Here is a 15,664-nt window from a genome sequence, read left to right as displayed (position 1 = left end):
GGCGCTGCCAGCGCTGCGCCGTTCGGCACCAGCAGCGCCAGGCCGTCGGGCACCAGGTGCGCCAGCTCCGCGCAGGTGAGGACGACCGGCGCGGCCGTGTCGTCGATCAGGTACCGCAGCCGGGCGGGCGGGTTCGCCACATCCATGGGTACGTAGGCCGCACCGGCCCGCAGTGCGGCGAGCACCGCCACCGCGAACGGGACAGCACGCGGCAACAGCACGCCGACCAGGCTGCCGATGCCCACGCCCCGCCCGCGCAGCGTCTCCGCCAGCGCCTCTGCCGCCGTGTGCAGCTGGCGGTAACTCAGCGCGGTGTCCCCGTCGGTCACCGCCACGCCGTCCGGGTTCCGGTGTGCCTGCCGCTCGATGAGCACGTGGACCAGGTCGTCGGGCTCGGCGGGGGTGGCGGTGGCGTTCGCCGCCACGACGAGCTGCCGGTACTCGTCGGCGCTGAGCATCGCGGCGGCGCCGACCGGTGCGCCGGGCTCGGCCACCAGCGAGCGCAGCAACGTCTGGAAGTGCCCGGCGAGGCGGGTCATCGCGTCGTCGTCGAACAGGTCGGTGCGGTATTCCAGCACGGTCCGCACACCGTCGGCGTTCTCCCGCACCGAGACGGTCAGGTCGAACTTGGCGGTGGTGCCGGGCACCTCGATCGGGGTGACCTCGATGCCGTCCAGGCTGGGCGGTGGCGTCTCGCGGCCGTACACGAACATCACCTGGAACAGCGGGGCGAAGCCGGGCAGGCGGGCCGGGCGCAGCGACTCCAGCAGTGTCCCGAAGGGAAGCTCGCCGTTGTCCAGGGCGTCGCCGGCGGCGGTGCGTACCCGTGCGAGCAGCGTCTCGAACGACGGGTCGTCGTCCAACCGGGCCCGGACCGCGACGGTGTTGAGCAGCAGCCCGACGAGCTGCTGTGCCTCGGAGCGCCGGCGGTTCGCCACCGGCGTGCCCACCACGATGTCGCGTTGCCCGGTCCAGCGGGCCAGCAGGACGTGCAGCGCGGCGAGCATGACCATGTACGGGGAGACGCCGAGGCGTCGGCACAGTGCCAGCAGCCCGTCGGTGGGCACGTCCAGCGGGAACGACACCGTGGCCCCCGCGCCGGACGGCACCGCGGGTCGGGGCCCACGGGTGGGCAGCTCCAGGACTGCGGGCGCGTCGGCGAGCCGCGCGTGCCAGTGGTCGCGTTGCGCCGCCGCCTCGGCCCCGTGCAGCCAGTCGCGCTGCCACGCCGCATGATCGCGTTGGTCGGCGACGACCGGGCCGAGGTCGGCGGGTCGTCCGGTGCGGTGCGCGGCGTAGAGCCGTTCCCACTCGTCGTGCAGGATGCCGAGGGACCACTCGTCGACGGCGACGTGGTGGAACGTCAGCAGGAGCACGTGCTCCTGCGCAGCGAAGCGCAGCAGGCTGGCCCGCAGCACCGGCCCGCGTTCCAGGTCGAGCGGGACCCGCGTCTCCGCGTGCATCCGGGCCTGCAACTCCTGGTCGCGTTGCCACGCGGGCAGCCCGCCCAGGTCGTGCACCCGCAGCAGCCCTGGTCGCGGCTCGTCGACCACCTGGACCAGGCCCGGCGCGGCGTCGACCCCGGTCGGCCCCGAGGCGGGGCGGTCGGGTGCCAGCGTGGTGCGCAGCGCGGCGTGCCGGGCCACCAGCGCGTCGAGCGCCCCGGCCAGTGCCGGCACGTCCAGTGGCCCGACCAGCCGGTACGCCAACGGCACCAGGTAGCTGGCCGGGTCGGGGTCGAGGCGGCTCAACGACCACATCTGGCGTTGCTCGTGGGTGGCCGCGGCCCGGGCGCCGGCAGGGTCGCGCCGGCGCGGCACGACCGGCGTCGCCTGCCGGGGCCGCATGACGTCGGTCATCGCGTCCGTCTCCTTCGTGATGCCAACAGCGGCCGAATCCGCCCACGCGGCGGCCCGGTCCAGCAATGGCTCCTGACTTCGCATCCGAGCCTGCTGTGACGGTTTGTCGACGTGGGTCGGCGGCACCGGTCAAGCGGCTGCGGCGCGGGGATGTGGTGACACGACCGATCGGTCACCCCGCGGCTCGGAAGCTACCCATGCCGGTGGAGGTGGCCAGTCGTTCATGCGACAGCTGTCGTTCTTCCGATGCGCTTCCCTGTCACATCATCACACTCGTGATCTTTGCTGGGATCCACAGATCGTGTCGGCCGTCGATGCTTTCGGTGCGGGGCCGATGCGCGTTCGTCCATTGCCGTCGGTCGCTCGGGTCGAACCCGTGACCGGTTCTCGACTGAATGGTGGAACTCGGCTACCGGAGGGCTTTCGCAGCCATCCCGTTCCCATTTCATGCCGAACCGGATTGCGCCGATGATCGGCCATTAAATTGCGGCATTAACGCCGGTGACCGTTTGTTGGCGCGGCCGGAGGGTAGGTGGGCGGTCATGACCACCCCTGAGCAGAGTCAGCAGGAAAGAGCCCTCGAAACCGGTGAGGTGTATCAGGACGCCGAGGGACGCCGCACGACGGACCCGGGCGCCGGCGCCGCGCACGCCGACAGCGAGGCCGACCGCAACGAGGAGCACCTCCGGCACGGTGAGGTGGGGCCGCGCGTCCCGGAGGAGTAGCCCGTCCCGCTACGCCAGCGGCTCGACCGCCTCGACGAGCACCTGGAGCACGTGCCGGTACGGCTGCCCGGTGGCCCGGCTCATGCCCATCTCGCAGGTGCGGTTGCAGGAGGCGTACGCGTCGTAGCCACGCTGGTTGATCTCGGCGGCCTGGGCCGCGGTGGCGCTGGCGGTCACCTCGGGATGCAGCAGCCCTCGGTCACCGGCGAAGGCGCAGCAGCCCCAACTGTCCGGCACGGTCACGGTGTCGGCGACCGCCCGGGCCACCGTGCGCAGGTCGTCGATGCCGCCCAGGTGCACGGTGGAGCAGGTGGGGTGCAGGGCCAACGAGCCCAGCCGACGCGGTGCCGGCAGCGCCGGCAGGAGGTGCTCGGCGGTGAACGTGACACTGTCGACGAAGCGCAGGTCGCGGTAACGCGCCTGGTCCTCGTCGGCCAGCGCGCCGGTCAGCTGGGTCAGCCCGTGGGTGCAGGACGAGGCGTCGCACACGATGGGCAACCGGCCGTTGTCACTGGCCGTCCAGAGCGCGGCGAGGGTCCGCTCGGCCATCTCCCGGTGCCCGGCGGGGTAGCCCTTGGACTGCCACGGCGTTCCGCAGCACAGGCCCGCCGTCTCGGCCGGCACGACGAGCGGCACGCCCGCCAGCTCGCACAGGCGCAGGAACGCCGCCGCCGCGTCGCCGGCCGGGCCGCCCTCGGGCGCGAAGAGACTGCCGACGCAGGCCGCGAAGAACACCGCCTGCGCGTCCGGCGCGCTCCGGGGGCCGGGGCGGGGAGCGCCGGCGCGCGGCATGTCGTCGCTCCACCTCGGTACGAGTTCACTGGCACCCAGCCCTCGGATCACCCGGGTGGCGGCGCGGGTCACCGGCGTCGGTACGGCGTGTGCGGCGCTCAATCCCACCCGGACGCCGGTCACGGCACCCTTCCAGTGCCGCGCGGCGGAGCGGGCGGTGCGCTGGGCGAGTGGGCCGTGCCGCTCGGCGCGCAGCCGCTTCATCGCCGCGCCGGTGTCGATCCCGACCGGGCAGGCGGTGACGCAGAGGCTGTCGGCGGCGCAACTGTCCACCGCGGCGTACTCGTAGTCGGTGGTCAGCTCCCGGCGGCGTTCCTCGTCGCCGGCGGCGGTGGCGAGGGCGATCTGTCGTTGCAGGACGATGCGCTGCCGGGGCGTGGTGGTGACGTCGGCGGTGGGGCACACCGGCTCGCAGTAGCCGCACTCGACGCAGGCGTCCAGCTCGGGGTCGACCGTCGGAACGGCCTTGAGCTGCCGCAGGTGCACGGTCGGGTCGTCGTTGAGCAGCACACCGGGGTTGAGCAGGCCGCTCGGGTCGCACAACCGCTTGAGCTCGCGCATCACGTCGTACAGCTCGTCGCCGTACTGGCGGCGGACGAAGGGTGCCATGGCCCGGCCGGTGCCGTGCTCCGCCTTGAGCGTTCCCCCCTCGGCAAGGACGAGGTCGACCATGTCGTCGGTGAACCGGGCGTAGCGGTCGATCTCGGCCGGTGTGTCGAAGGACTGGGTCAGCATGAAGTGCAGGTTGCCGTCGCGGGCGTGTCCGAAGATCACCGCGTCTGAGTAGCCGTGCCGGTCGAACAGGCCGATCAGCCCGTCGCAGGTGCCGGTCAGGCGCGGCAGCGGCACCGCCACGTCCTCCAGCAGGGCCGTGGTGCCGGGCGGGCGGGCACCGGCGACCGCGGTGTAGAGGCCCTTGCGCAGGTGCCAGAGTTTGGCCCGCTCGCGCGGGTCGCGGGTCAGCTCGGTGCCGGTAACGGCGGGCAGTCGGTCGAGCACGGGCCGGGCGTCGCCCAGCGTCGCGGCCAACCGCTCCGCGCTGTCCTCGGCGAACTCCACCAGCAACGCGGCGTGCCCGGTGATCGTCAGGCCGCGCAGGGCCGGGCTCGCACCCGGGTCGCGCTGGCTGACCCGCAGGGCGGCCGCGTCGAGCAGCTCGGCGGTACGGGCACCGGCGGCGAGCAGGGCGGGCAGCGCATCGGTGGCGTCGGTGAGGCCGGGCAGGATCAGCAGGCCGGTGGCGGCGTGTTCGTGGATCTCGACGGTACGGAAGACGGCCTCGGCCACGAAGCCGAGCGTGCCCTCGCTGCCGATCATCAGGTGGGCCAGCATCTCGACCGGGCTGCTGTGGTCGAGCAGGGAGTTCAGGCCGTACCCCATGGTGTTCTTCATGGTGAACAGCCGCTCGATGGTGGCGCGCGATCCCGGCGTCGAGCGCACCCGGTCGCGCAGGCGCAGCAGCCCGGCGTACAGCTCGGGCTCGTCGGCGCGCAGCCGGTCGTCGGCGTCGCGGGCGGCGGAGTCGACCACGGTGCCGGACGGGAGGACGAAGCGAAGCGACTCCATGGTGCGGTACGCGTTGTCGGTGGTGCCGCAGGTCATCCCGCTGGAGTTGTTGGCCACCATGCCGCCCACCGTGCACGCGGCCTCGCTGGCCGGGTCCGGGCCGAGCCGGCGTCGGTAGCGGGCCAGCCGGGCGTTGGCCTGCCGGATCGTCAGGCCGGGCTGAAGCCGGATGCGGCGGCCGTCGTCGAGCACCTCGGCGTGCCGCCAGTCGGTGCGCACGTCGACCAGCACCCCCGCGCCGCCGGCCTGCCCGGCGAGGCTGGTGCCGCCGCCGCGCAGGGTCAGCGGCACGCCGGCCTCTCGGGCGCCGGCCATCAGCGCCCCCACCTCGGCCGCCGAGGCGGCGCGAACGACGGCCTGCGGCTCGAACAGGTACGGGGAGGCGTCGTGCGCCGCCGCCAGCCGCCGGGGCAGCTCGGCGCTGGCCCGGGTCGGGTCGTCGAGGCGCGAGCGCAGCAGCTCGGTCACCTCGCGGGCGCGGGCGGCGGTCGGCGTGGGTGGTCCTACGACGGGGTGCATGGACGGGTCCTCCCGGGACGTGGTCAGCCGGCCACCGGTGGCACGGCGGGACGGCCGGCGATCAGCAGCCGGCGGGGAGCGGTGTCGACCGGCTCCGGCAGCCGCAGCGGCTGGCGGCCAGGCGTGATGCTGCCGAGCACCGAGGGGTGCCGCGCGCCGGTGCCCGACGGCAGCGCGCCGGGCAGCCCGTGCACGGTCAGGTAGCCCAGCAGCGCGAAGGCCAGCGCCTCCTTGGCGTCCGACGCCACACCCAGGTCGTCGCTGGACGACAGGCCGACGCCCGGCAGCTCGTCGGCGATCATGCGCATCAGCGTCGGGTTGTGCGCGCCACCGCCGGAGACGATCAGCCGGGTGACGCCGTGGTCGCGGCAGGCGTCGGCCACCGTGACCGCGGTCAGCCGGGTGAGTGTGGCCAGCACGTCCCGCGGATCCGGCGTGGGCGCGTCGGCGAGGGCGGCGAGCAGGTAGGGCAGGTGGAACAGTTCCTTGCCGGTGCTCTTCGGGCCGGGCAGCCGGTAGTACGGCTCGTCGAGCAGCCGCCGCAGCAGGGCCGGGTCCACCTGCCCGGCAGCGGCCCCGCGCCCGTCCCGGTCGTACTCCTGGGTGCCCCCGCTGAAGTGGCGGGCTGCGGCGTCGAGGAGCGCGTTGGCCGGCCCGGTGTCGAACGCGAGGGGGTCCGCGTCCGGCGCGACCACGGTGATGTTGGCGATGCCCCCCAGGTTCAGCGCGGCGGGGACGCCGGGCAGGCCACCCAGCAGCAGCGCGTCGAAGAGGGCGACCAGGGGAGCGCCCTGGCCGCCGGCGGCGACGTCGCGGCTGCGCAGGTCGGCCACGACGGGAAGACCGGTGGCCTCCGCGATCCAGGCCGGCTGGCCCAGTTGGAGCGTGCCCCGCACGGCGCCGGCCTCGACCCAGTGGTGCATCGTCTGCCCGTGCGAGACGACCAGGTCGGCGTGCCCGTCGCACAGCTCCGCGAGGGCCCGCGCGCCGGCCTCGGCGAAGGCCTGGCCGATGCCGGTGTCCAGCACGCAGATCGCCTCGGTGGTGGTCGGCGCGGGCGGCAGGGCGGCGGCGATCAGAGCACGCAGCTCCTCGGGGTACGGGTGGCTGATCCGGCCCAGCGGTCGCATCCGCAGGGTGTCGCCGCTGCGGTCGAACTCGGCCGCGGCGGCTTCGATGCCGTCGTAGGAGGTGCCGGACATCAGGCCGATCACGCGCATCCCGTCCTCCTTCATGCCCGGCTGGCGGGCGCTGCCGCCGGGTCGTCGTCGACCTCGTCGGTGCGTCCATGGTCGTAGGGAACCGCCGGGGCCGGGTGGAACCGGCTCGACACCGCGCCGACGAACAGGGTGACCAGGACGCCGATCGGCACCAGCCACTGCGCGGCGATGGCGGTCTGGACGGTGGTCCCGCCCGTCGTGACGTCGATCTTGACGTAGCGGACGATGTAGGTCATCACCGCAACGGTGACGAGGAAGGCGATCACCGCGTCGACCTGGTTGGCCCGGCTGACCAGGCGGCCGAGCAGGAAGGCCCCGAGCAGCGCGCCGTAGGTGTAGCCCGCGATGGTCAGGCCGGTCAGGTAGACGTTCCCGGTGCTGGAGCTGAACGCGCAGGCGAAGATCGCCATGAACACCGCCCAGACCAGGGTCATCACCCGGGCGAGCCGGAGCATCACGTCGTCCGACGGGACCTTCTTGAAGAAGCTGTGGATGAAGTCCGCGACGGTGGAGTTCGACATCGAGTTCAGCGCCGACGACAGGGAGCCCATCGCCGCGCCGAGGATGCCGGCCACCAGCAGACCCGAGATGCCCACCGGCAGGGCGTGCAGGATGAAGTTCGGGTAGAGGTTGTCGCTGCTGTTCAGGCCCAGTTCCTTGAAGGTCTGACCCTTGTTGTACGACCACAGCAGCGCACCGACCAGGGAGAACGCCGCGAACTGGATGACCACGAAGATGCCCGAGGAGATCATCGCCTTCTGGCCCTCGCGCAGGGTGCGGGTGGACAGGATGCGCTGGACGATCAGCTGGTCGGAGCCGTGGCTGGCCATCGCGAAGATCGCACCGCCGATGATCGCGGTCGGCAGGGCGAACGGGCTGGTGAGCACGTGCGCGAGGTCGAAGTTGGTGTCGAAAAGCTGGAACTTGCCGGCGTCCAGCGCCTGCGCGTAGCCGTCGCCGCCGACGGCGTGGCTGAGCACCCCGATGGCCAGGATCGCGCCGCCCAGGTAGAGCCCCATCTGGATGGCGTCGGTCCAGATGACCGCCTTGATGCCACCGAGGTAGGTGTAGACCACCGTGATCACGGTGAGGACGATGATGATGGCCTGGTAGCCGACGTTCAGGCCCAGCTCGTCGAGGAGCAGCTTGATGGGGATCGCCGAGGCGAACAGTCGTACGCCCTCGGCGAGCAGCCGCGTGAAGACGAACGTGACCGATGCCAGACCCTGAAGTTTCAGGCCAAACCGCTCACCGAGGTACTGGTAGGCACTGACGAAGCCACCGCGCTTGTAGAGCGGGATGAGCACCGCGGCCACGACGACGCGACCGATGACGTAGCCCAGGGCCAGCTCGACGTTGCCGAACCCCTGACCGCTGTAGGCCCCACCGGGCACGCTGATCACGGTCAGGACGCTGGTCTCGGTGGCGACCACGGAGAACGAAACCGTCCACCAGGGCAGTTTGCCCTCACCCACGAAGTAGTCCTTGGAGGACTTCTGTTTGCCGGACAGGCGGAGTCCGACGAAGGCGATCACCACGAGGTACAGCACGATCACAACGAGGTCGAGTTGACGCACGGCTCGCTCCCTACCAGCGGTTGTCAATAAGTGACGTTAGCCGAGAGTAACGCGAAACTTTTTGCCAGTGCCGGTCCGGGCTGGCTACGCTGAGGCTCCAGCCTGCTGATATGGGGAGCGCGAGCCGGCGAGCCGCCTCCCGTCGGCCGGCGATGCGAGCACCAGCGAGAGGAACGACCACCCCGTGGACCTCAGCACCCTCGGCACCGAGACCCGCAACGACCGGACCAGCGACCTCGACCGGATGTCTCCCACCGAGCTGCTCCTCGCGATGAACGACGAGGACCGCTCGGTCGCGCAGGCCGTCCGCCAGGCCGTGCCGGACATCGCGGCCGCCGTCGACGTCGTCGTGGCGTCGTTGCGCCAGGGCGGGCGACTGATCTATCTCGGTGCCGGCACCAGCGGGCGGATCGGCATGCTCGACGCCGTCGAGTGCCCACCCACCTTCGGTACGTCGCCCGACCAGGTTCTCGGCCTGCTCGCGGGCGGGGCCGGCGCCTTCGGTGTCGCCGTCGAGGGCGCGGAGGACGACCCGGCCGGGGCCGTCGCCGACCTCGACGCGGTCGGCCTGACCGCCCGGGACACGGTGGTCGGGCTCGCCGCCAGCGGTCGTACCCCGTACGTGGTCGGTGGGTTGGCCCACGCCCGCGCGCGAGGCGCGACCACCGTCTCCGTCGCCTGCAACTCCGACGCGGTGATCAGCCGGTACGCCGACGTCGCCATCGAGGTGCCCACCGGCCCCGAGGTCCTCACCGGCTCCACCCGACTCAAGGCCGGCACCGCCGAGAAGCTGGTCTGCAACATGCTCTCGACCGCCACGATGGCACGGCTCGGCAAGGTCTACGGCAATCTGATGGTGGACATGAACGCCACCAACGAGAAGCTGGTCGACCGGGCGCGTCGGATCGTCGCCGAGGCCGCCCACACCGATCTCGACACCGCCACGCGGGCGCTCGCGGCGGCGCACGGGCACGCGAAGACGGCCATCGTGCTGCTGCTCGCGCACTGCACCGCGGAGGAGGCCACCGCACGGCTGCGCGCCGCCGACGACGACGTCCGGGCGGCCGTCGCGGCCTGAGCCACGGCAGGCGGAACCGCGCCACTGTCCTCTGTGGTGCCACGCCGGGTACCGTTTCGGTGCCCGGCTGGCGCGGGTATCGGCCTGTCGTCCGGGCGGGAGCGGCCAACCCGGTGGCGACGGGCCGGGGGAGGAGCGAGGGTGACGCAGCGCAGAGCACTGGTGGTGCGGGGCGGCTGGGAGGGGCACCAGCCGGTCGCGGCGACGGAGTTGTTCATCCCCTTCCTCGACCGCAACGGCTATGCCGTACGGGTCGAGGAGTCGACGGAGATCTACGCCGATGCCGCCGCGATGGCCGACACCGACCTCGTCGTGCAGTGCATGACGATGTCGCAGATCACCCCGGACCAGGTGGCGGGCCTCAGCGCGGCGGTCATCGCCGGCACGGGCCTCACCGGCTGGCACGGCGGCATCGTGGATGCGTTCCGCGCGTCGTCCGACTACCTCCAGCTGGTGGGCGGGCAGTTCGCGACCCATCCGGGCAAGGAGCCGTGCGAGCGTCACGGTGGCCCGGAGGACAACTTCCTGCCGCACACGGTGCGCATCACCGACCTCGGCCGGGCGCATCCCATCACCGCGGGAGTCGAGGACTTCGACCTGGTCACCGAGCAGTACTGGGTGCTGCACGATGACCTCATCGACGTCCTGGCCGTCACCACCCACCCGACGCAGGCGTGGCACCCGTGGCACCGCCCGGTCACCTCGCCGGCGATCTGGACCCGACTCTGGGGTGCCGGGCGCGTCGTCGTGACGACCCCGGGCCACAGCCTCGACGTGCTGGAACACGCGAGCGTGCGTGCCGTCATCGAGAGGGGGATGCTGTGGGCGACCCGCACCGCGTCGGCGTCGTAGGCCTCGGGGTCATCTCCCGCGCGTACCTGGACACGCTCGCCAACCACCCCGCGGTGAGCATCGCCGCGCTGGCCGACCTCGACGCCTCCCGGTCGGCCGCGGTCGCCGCCACGATTCCCGGGGCCGAGGCGGTGAGCGTCGAGCGCCTGCTCGCCCGCCCGGACGTGCAGACGGTACTCAACCTCACGATCCCCGCCGCGCACGCCGACATCTCGCTCGGCGCGATCGACGCGGGCAAGAACGTCTACGTCGAGAAGCCGCTCGCCGTGACGTTCCCGGACGGCCGCTCGATCATCGAACGGGCCGCGTCAGCCGGCGTCCGCGTCGGGTGCGCGCCGGACACCGTCCTGGGGACGGGTACGCAGACGGCGCGGGCGGCCATCGACGGCGGCCTCATCGGACGGCCGTTGTCCGCCTCGGCGGTCATGGTCACGGCGGGGCACGAGCGTTGGCATCCCAACCCCGACTTCTACTACGCCCCGGGCGGCGGCCCGTTGCTGGACATGGGGCCGTACTACGTCTCGGCGCTCGTCCACCTGCTCGGCCCGGTGCGCGCGGTGGTCGGAGCCGCCAGCCGCCTGCGCGCCGAGCGCGTCATCGGCTCGGGCGCGCGCACCGGCCAGCGGGTTCCGGTGGAGGTGGACACCCACGTCAGCGGTGTGCTGGAGCACGCCAGCGGTGCTCTCTCCACCATCACGACGAGCTTCGACGGCGTCGCGACGACGGCCGCGCCGATCGAGGTGCACGGGGAGGCCGGCACGCTCGCCGTGCCGGACCCGAACTACTTCGACGGCGAGGTCCGCCTCTTCGCGCTCGGCGGCACGCAATGGCGCGTCCTCGAACCCCGGGCCGGTTACGCCCAGGCCTCCCGAGGCATCGGTCTGATCGATTTGGTCAGGGCCGACGGTCAGCGTCCGCCGCGGGCGGGGGGCGACGTCGCGATGCACGTGCTCGAAACGATGACCGCCCTGCTCCGGTCGGCAGCCGAAGGACGGCGGATCGAGCTGACGACGGTGGTGGAACGGCCCGACCCGGTGCCGCTGACCCCGGTCGAGAACTGGGCGGCGTAAAGGCGTTCCGCGCTGTTCGCCGGACCGACCACTCGGTGTGAGGTCTCGGTCAGCTCGACTGGCATCAATATATCTTCATGACTGCACATGCACCGCACCACTGCCACCACGACCACGGATCCGGCGACGAGGTGCCGTACGGCCAGGTTGACGTCCCCGCGGGCTTCGGCCGGCGGACGCTTCTGGCCGGTGCCGGCGGAACGCTGATGCTGGCCGCGCTGCCGACCTCGGCCTGGGCGGCCACCACGACCATGGCCGGCGCCCCGACCGCGGCGGCCGGCGCTGGCCGGACGTCCCTGATCACCCAGGGCACCACGTTGGTCCACACCGACATGCACAACCACACGGTCATGTCGGACGGCGACGGCAGCGCCCAGGCCGCGTTCGCCTCGATGCGCGAGGCCGGTCTGGACGTCGCCGCGCTGACCGACCACGCCACGCTCTTCTCCATCGAGGGGCTCAGCTCGTCCGAGTGGCGGACCACCGGTGACCTGGCCAACGCGGCCAACGACCCGGGTCAGTTCACGGCGATCCGCGGGTTCGAGTGGTCACATCCCCTCCAGGGCCACATCAACGTCTGGAACACCTCCGACTTCGCCGACCTGCTGCGGGCCGGCAGCCCCGGCAGCCTGTACAACTGGCTCACCGGCCGACCCGGGGGTCTGGCGAGCTTCAACCACCCGGGTCGGGAGGCGGGCCGGTTCAACAACTTCTCCTTCAACGCCTCGGCCCGAGATCAGCTCGTGGGGCTGGAGATGTTCAACCGGACCGACGACTTCCTCTTCGAGGGCTGGTCGTCAGGCGTGACGTCACCGTTGGTGGCCTGCCTGAACGCCGGTTGGCGGCCGGCGCTGACCGGTGTCACCGACGAGCACGGCACCACCTGGGGCTTCCACGAGGGCAAGGGCCGCAGTGGTCTGTGGGTCGCCGAGAACACCCGCGCCGCCGTGTTCGAGGCGATGGCGGCCCGCCGATCCTTCGCCACGCGCGTCTCCGGGCTGCGGGTGGACGCCACGGCCAACGGCGTACGCATGGGTGGGGTGCTGAACGTGACCTCGGGCGACGTCCGGTTCCTGCTGGATCTGGACCGCGGCCCGGTCTGGGACGGCAAGCCCCTGCGGATCCAGGTCCTCCGTCCCGGCACGTCGGCGCCGACAGTCGTCGACGTCGTCGACACCGTCAACGGCCGGGTCACCGACTTCACCGTGCCGCTCGACGTCACCGACGGCGACTGGGTGGTGCTCCGGATCTCCGACCCGTCCCTGCCCAACGGCACCCCCGGCCCGGCCGGTCACCCGTGCAACGACTTCGCGGTGGCCTACACCAGCCCCTGGTGGCTCCGGCCCTGACCGTCGCGGCGCAAGATCGCAGCAGCTGAGTGGTTCGCCGGCCGGGCCGGAAAAGTTTCCGGCCCGGCACCAATCCGGCAGCTCCCGAGCCACGAATCCCTCCCGACCGCACCTGAGTACCAACGCCGTACCGGCGGAGACGGAGATCTGTTGTGAGATTGTCCCGAGCCCTGCTCACCGTGCCAGCGGCCGCGCTGATCCTCGCGTTTCCCGGCGTCGCGCACGCCGACGAGAGCGTTCAGGTCCAGTTGCAGGACCTGAACGAGACCGGCGCGAAGGGCACCGCGACGTTGACCGCGACGAGCGGCGGCGACCTCAGGGTCATGATCCGGTCCACGGGCATGACGCCGAACTCGCCGCACGCCCAGCACGTGCACGGCGCGGCCAACGGCATGGACTTCCACTGCCCGGACAAGTCCGCCGACGCGAACGGCAACGGGTACGTCAGCACCGAGGAGGGCCTCAAGATGTACGGGGACATCTTCATCTCGCTGACCACCACCGGCGACACGACCAAGGCCAGCGGCCTCGCCGTGGACCGGATGCCGACGGCCGACGCGAAGGGCAACCTCAGCTACGAGCGCACCATCCCGGCCGCCGAGCTGCCCACCGGCACGATCGAGCACCTCAAGGACCTGCACCTCGTGCAGCACGGCATCGACGCCAACAAGAACGGCAAGTACGACATGGAGGCGCTCGGCGAGTCGACGTTCGCCAAGTCCGTCGGCGTCAACGGCATCCCCGCCGAGGCCACCGACCCCGCCACCTGCGGCATGGTCAGCGGCGCGGCCGCCGGCTCCGTACCCGCAGGGGGTGTCGCCACCGGTGACGGCAGCACCTCCGGTGGGTCGCCGATGACCATGTACGCCGTGGGTGGCCTCGCGCTGCTCGGCGCCGCCGGTGCGGTCGTCGCGCGCCGCCGGTTCGCCGGTGAGCGCTGAGCCGGACCATCCGATGGACAACGGCGACGTACCTGTGCCTGCCGGCCACCGTCGAGGGCGCTACGCGCTCCCGGCGGTGGCCGGCGTCCTCACCGTGACGGCGGCCGTGACGATCGGTCTCGCGGTCGCCGGTCGCGGCGAGGACCCACCCCGACCCGACGCGTCCGCTGCGGCACCGGCCGCGAACACGTCGCCCGTTCCGGCGACCAGGCCGGGTGAGTTGACCTCGGGACCGCTGATGGTCGGCTCACCGCCGGTGCGGGTGTCGATCCCGTCGCTCAAGGCCGCCGCGGCGACGGTCGCCCTGGGCCTGCAACCGGACGGTGCGATGCAGGTACCGGACAGCGCCGCCGAGGTCGGCTGGTTCACCAGGGCGCCGATGCCCGGTGCGCTCGGCCCGGCGGTGCTGGCCGGCCACGTCAACTGGAAGGGTCAGCGGGGAACCTTCTTCGACCTCGCTAGGGTGAAGGTCGGGGCCGCGATCACGGTCGACCGGCAGGACGGCAGCACCGCGATGTTCACCGTCACCAAGGTCGAGCAGTATCCGAAGGACCGCTTTCCCACCGACGAGGTCTACGGGTCGACCGACCACGCCGCGCTGCGCCTGATCACCTGCGGCGGGGAGTTCGATGACAGCACGCAGCACTACCGCGACAACGTCATCGTGTACGCGCGTCTCGCCCACGCGCATCCCGCCTGATGCGCACCGTCCACCTCCGGTGGCGCGTCGGCGCGTCGCCCGAACAGGAAAGGACCTGCCGAGTATGAGCGGTGAACCGGAACAGGCGCGACGCCTGCGGTCGGTGCCGCAGGACACCGCAAGCCCGACCGCCGACGAGTTGCTCTCGCGGGTGGCGCGCGGCGACGAGGCGGCGTTCGCGACGCTCTACGACAGCGTGGCGGGCAGGGTCCTCGGGCTGACCCGCCGCGTCCTGCGCGACCCGGCGCAGGCGGAGGAGGTGACGCAGGAGGTGATGGTCGAGGTGTGGCGCACCGCCGGCCGCTTCGACGCCGGTCGAGGCTCGGCCTCGGCGTGGATCCTGACCATGGCGCACCGCCGGGCCGTTGACCGGGTGCGCTCCGAGCAGGCGCACCACAACCGTGCGCGGCAGGTCGCCGCGACCGAGTCGCACGTCCCGTACGACGAGGTGGTCGAGGACGTCACCGCCCGCTTGGAGCGGGAGCAGGTGCGCCGGTGCCTGGGCCGGTTGACGCCGGTCCAGAAAGAGGCGGTGACCCTGGCCTACTACGGCGGCCACACCTACCGTGAGGTCGCCGAGAAGCTGAAGGCGCCGCTGCCGACGGTGAAGACGCGGATGCGCGACGGACTGATCCGGATGCGCGACTGCCTGGGCATCGAGATGGAGGGGCGGGCATGAGCGCCGACATTCACACCCTCGCCGGCGCGTACGCCCTGAACGCGGTCGACGAGTTGGAGGGCGCGGCGTTCGAGCGGCATCTGGCCGACTGCGAGCCGTGCCGCGTGGAGGTGGCCGAGTTGCGGGAGACGGCCGCGCGGCTCGCCGACGAGACCGTCGTCGAGGCCACACCTCCGGGACTGCGGGAACGGACCCTGGCCCAGGTGGCGCGCACCCCACAGCTGAGGTCGGGCGTCGGAGGCGCCAGCGCCGGACGGCGGGCAGGCAGGTGGCGACAGCTCACCGTGGCCGCCGCCGCAGCCATCCTCGTGGCCGGCGGCGCGAGCGCGGTGACCTGGACCGTGAGCAACGACCGGGTCAGCGACGAGCAGGCCAGCAGCGCGCAGGCCCGTCAGATCGCCGCTGTGCTGGACGCACCGGACGCCCGGGTGTTCGAGCGGTCGCTGGAGCCGGGCGGTGCCGCCACCGTGGTGGTCTCCCGCAACCGCGACCGCGGTGTGGTGCTGCTGCGCGACCTGCCCGAGGCCGGCCCCGGGCGGATCTACGAGCTCTGGCTCATCCGCGGCAGCCAGCCCCGCAAGGTGGGACAGCTCGCCGAGGGTGTCAGGGCGTCGACCACGGTGATCGGTCCGGTCGCCGAGGCGGGCACGTTCGGCGTGTCCAACGAGCCCGCAGGAGGCTCCGCCGCCCCCACGCAGATCGTGGGTACGGTCGAGCTGAGCTGAGCCCGGGCCGGC

At 72.3% G+C, this 15,664-nt stretch carries 13 protein-coding genes; 9 read left to right on the top strand and 4 right to left on the bottom strand.

Translation table 11 applies throughout. The features are described from left to right. A partial coding sequence (locus LADH09A_RS02425; protein ID WP_238643095.1) for a condensation domain-containing protein occupies positions 1-1,859 on the bottom strand: 1,859 nt, incomplete at its 3' end. Positions 1,860-2,401: 542 nt separating this feature from the next. Here LADH09A_RS02425 and LADH09A_RS02420 point away from each other — a divergent pair. Then, positions 2,402-2,584, top strand: coding sequence for a ribonuclease (locus tag LADH09A_RS02420; protein WP_238643094.1), 183 nt, complete (start codon positions 2,402-2,404; stop codon positions 2,582-2,584). A 9-nt stretch (positions 2,585-2,593) separates the two neighbouring features. Here the strand turns inward: LADH09A_RS02420 and LADH09A_RS02415 are convergent, their stop codons facing one another. From LADH09A_RS02415 to LADH09A_RS02405, 3 genes are read right to left on the bottom strand one after another with little or no spacing between them, the layout of a single operon-like run. Next, entirely contained in the window at positions 2,594-5,461 is a 2,868-nt protein-coding gene (locus LADH09A_RS02415) for an FAD-binding and (Fe-S)-binding domain-containing protein (protein WP_238643093.1), read from the bottom strand. Between the two features lie 23 nt (positions 5,462-5,484). After that, positions 5,485-6,681 (bottom strand): anhydro-N-acetylmuramic acid kinase, encoded by a 1,197-nt coding sequence (locus tag LADH09A_RS02410; protein ID WP_238643092.1) that lies wholly within the window; start codon positions 6,679-6,681, stop codon positions 5,485-5,487. An 11-nt stretch (positions 6,682-6,692) separates the two neighbouring features. Further along, positions 6,693-8,258 carry a sodium:solute symporter gene (locus tag LADH09A_RS02405; protein ID WP_238643091.1) on the bottom strand — a complete coding sequence of 522 codons (1,566 nt, stop codon included), beginning with the start codon at positions 8,256-8,258 and terminating at the stop codon, positions 6,693-6,695. Positions 8,259-8,442: 184 nt separating this feature from the next. Between LADH09A_RS02405 and murQ the strand changes: the two genes are divergently transcribed. From murQ to LADH09A_RS02365, 8 genes are all read left to right on the top strand, one after another. Continuing rightward, entirely contained in the window at positions 8,443-9,336 is an 894-nt protein-coding gene (gene murQ / locus LADH09A_RS02400) for an N-acetylmuramic acid 6-phosphate etherase (RefSeq protein ID WP_238643090.1), read from the top strand. Between the two features lie 141 nt (positions 9,337-9,477). Next, on the top strand, positions 9,478-10,188 hold the full coding sequence (locus tag LADH09A_RS02395; protein ID WP_238643089.1) for a ThuA domain-containing protein: 711 nt from the start codon (positions 9,478-9,480) through the stop codon (positions 10,186-10,188). Next, positions 10,158-11,258: a Gfo/Idh/MocA family protein gene (locus LADH09A_RS02390; RefSeq protein WP_238643088.1), complete on the top strand. Its 1,101-nt coding sequence runs from the start codon at positions 10,158-10,160 to the stop codon at positions 11,256-11,258. The genes LADH09A_RS02395 and LADH09A_RS02390 overlap by 31 nt, the downstream gene beginning before the upstream one ends. Positions 11,259-11,335: 77 nt before the next feature. Continuing rightward, positions 11,336-12,607 carry a CehA/McbA family metallohydrolase gene (locus tag LADH09A_RS02385; RefSeq protein ID WP_238643087.1) on the top strand — a complete coding sequence of 424 codons (1,272 nt, stop codon included), beginning with the start codon at positions 11,336-11,338 and terminating at the stop codon, positions 12,605-12,607. A gap of 152 nt (positions 12,608-12,759) precedes the next feature. Further along, complete coding sequence (locus LADH09A_RS02380; protein WP_238643086.1) at positions 12,760-13,548, top strand: GVDTG sorting domain-containing protein; 789 nt, start codon at positions 12,760-12,762, stop codon at positions 13,546-13,548. Next, entirely contained in the window at positions 13,538-14,248 is a 711-nt protein-coding gene (locus LADH09A_RS02375; RefSeq protein WP_238643085.1) for a class F sortase, read from the top strand. Before LADH09A_RS02380 ends, LADH09A_RS02375 begins: the two co-directional genes overlap by 11 nt. 64 nt (positions 14,249-14,312) lie before the next feature. Beyond that, positions 14,313-14,927 carry an ECF RNA polymerase sigma factor SigK gene (sigK, locus tag LADH09A_RS02370; protein ID WP_238643084.1) on the top strand — a complete coding sequence of 205 codons (615 nt, stop codon included), beginning with the start codon at positions 14,313-14,315 and terminating at the stop codon, positions 14,925-14,927. Continuing rightward, on the top strand, positions 14,924-15,652 hold the full coding sequence (locus tag LADH09A_RS02365) for an anti-sigma factor (protein ID WP_238643083.1): 729 nt from the start codon (positions 14,924-14,926) through the stop codon (positions 15,650-15,652). Before sigK ends, LADH09A_RS02365 begins: the two co-directional genes overlap by 4 nt. The last annotated feature ends 12 nt before the right edge of the window (positions 15,653-15,664 follow it).

It is taken from the genome of Micromonospora cabrerizensis, assembly GCF_022230955.1.
Taxonomy (GTDB): Bacteria; Actinomycetota; Actinomycetes; order Mycobacteriales; family Micromonosporaceae; genus Micromonospora; species Micromonospora cabrerizensis.
Note: the sequence above shows the minus strand (reverse complement) of the source record. Positions and strands in the feature narration are given on the sequence as shown.

Coding starts and splice junctions, on each gene's coding strand:
- LADH09A_RS02420 (WP_238643094.1), top strand. CDS start 2,402: ATGACCACCCCTGAGCAGAGTCAGCAGGAAAGAGCCCTCGAAACCGGT.
- LADH09A_RS02415 (WP_238643093.1), bottom strand. CDS start 5,461: ATGCACCCCGTCGTAGGACCACCCACGCCGACCGCCGCCCGCGCCCGC.
- LADH09A_RS02410 (WP_238643092.1), bottom strand. CDS start 6,681: ATGCGCGTGATCGGCCTGATGTCCGGCACCTCCTACGACGGCATCGAA.
- LADH09A_RS02385 (WP_238643087.1), top strand. CDS start 11,336: ATGACTGCACATGCACCGCACCACTGCCACCACGACCACGGATCCGGC.
- sigK (WP_238643084.1), top strand. CDS start 14,313: ATGAGCGGTGAACCGGAACAGGCGCGACGCCTGCGGTCGGTGCCGCAG.
- LADH09A_RS02365 (WP_238643083.1), top strand. CDS start 14,924: ATGAGCGCCGACATTCACACCCTCGCCGGCGCGTACGCCCTGAACGCG.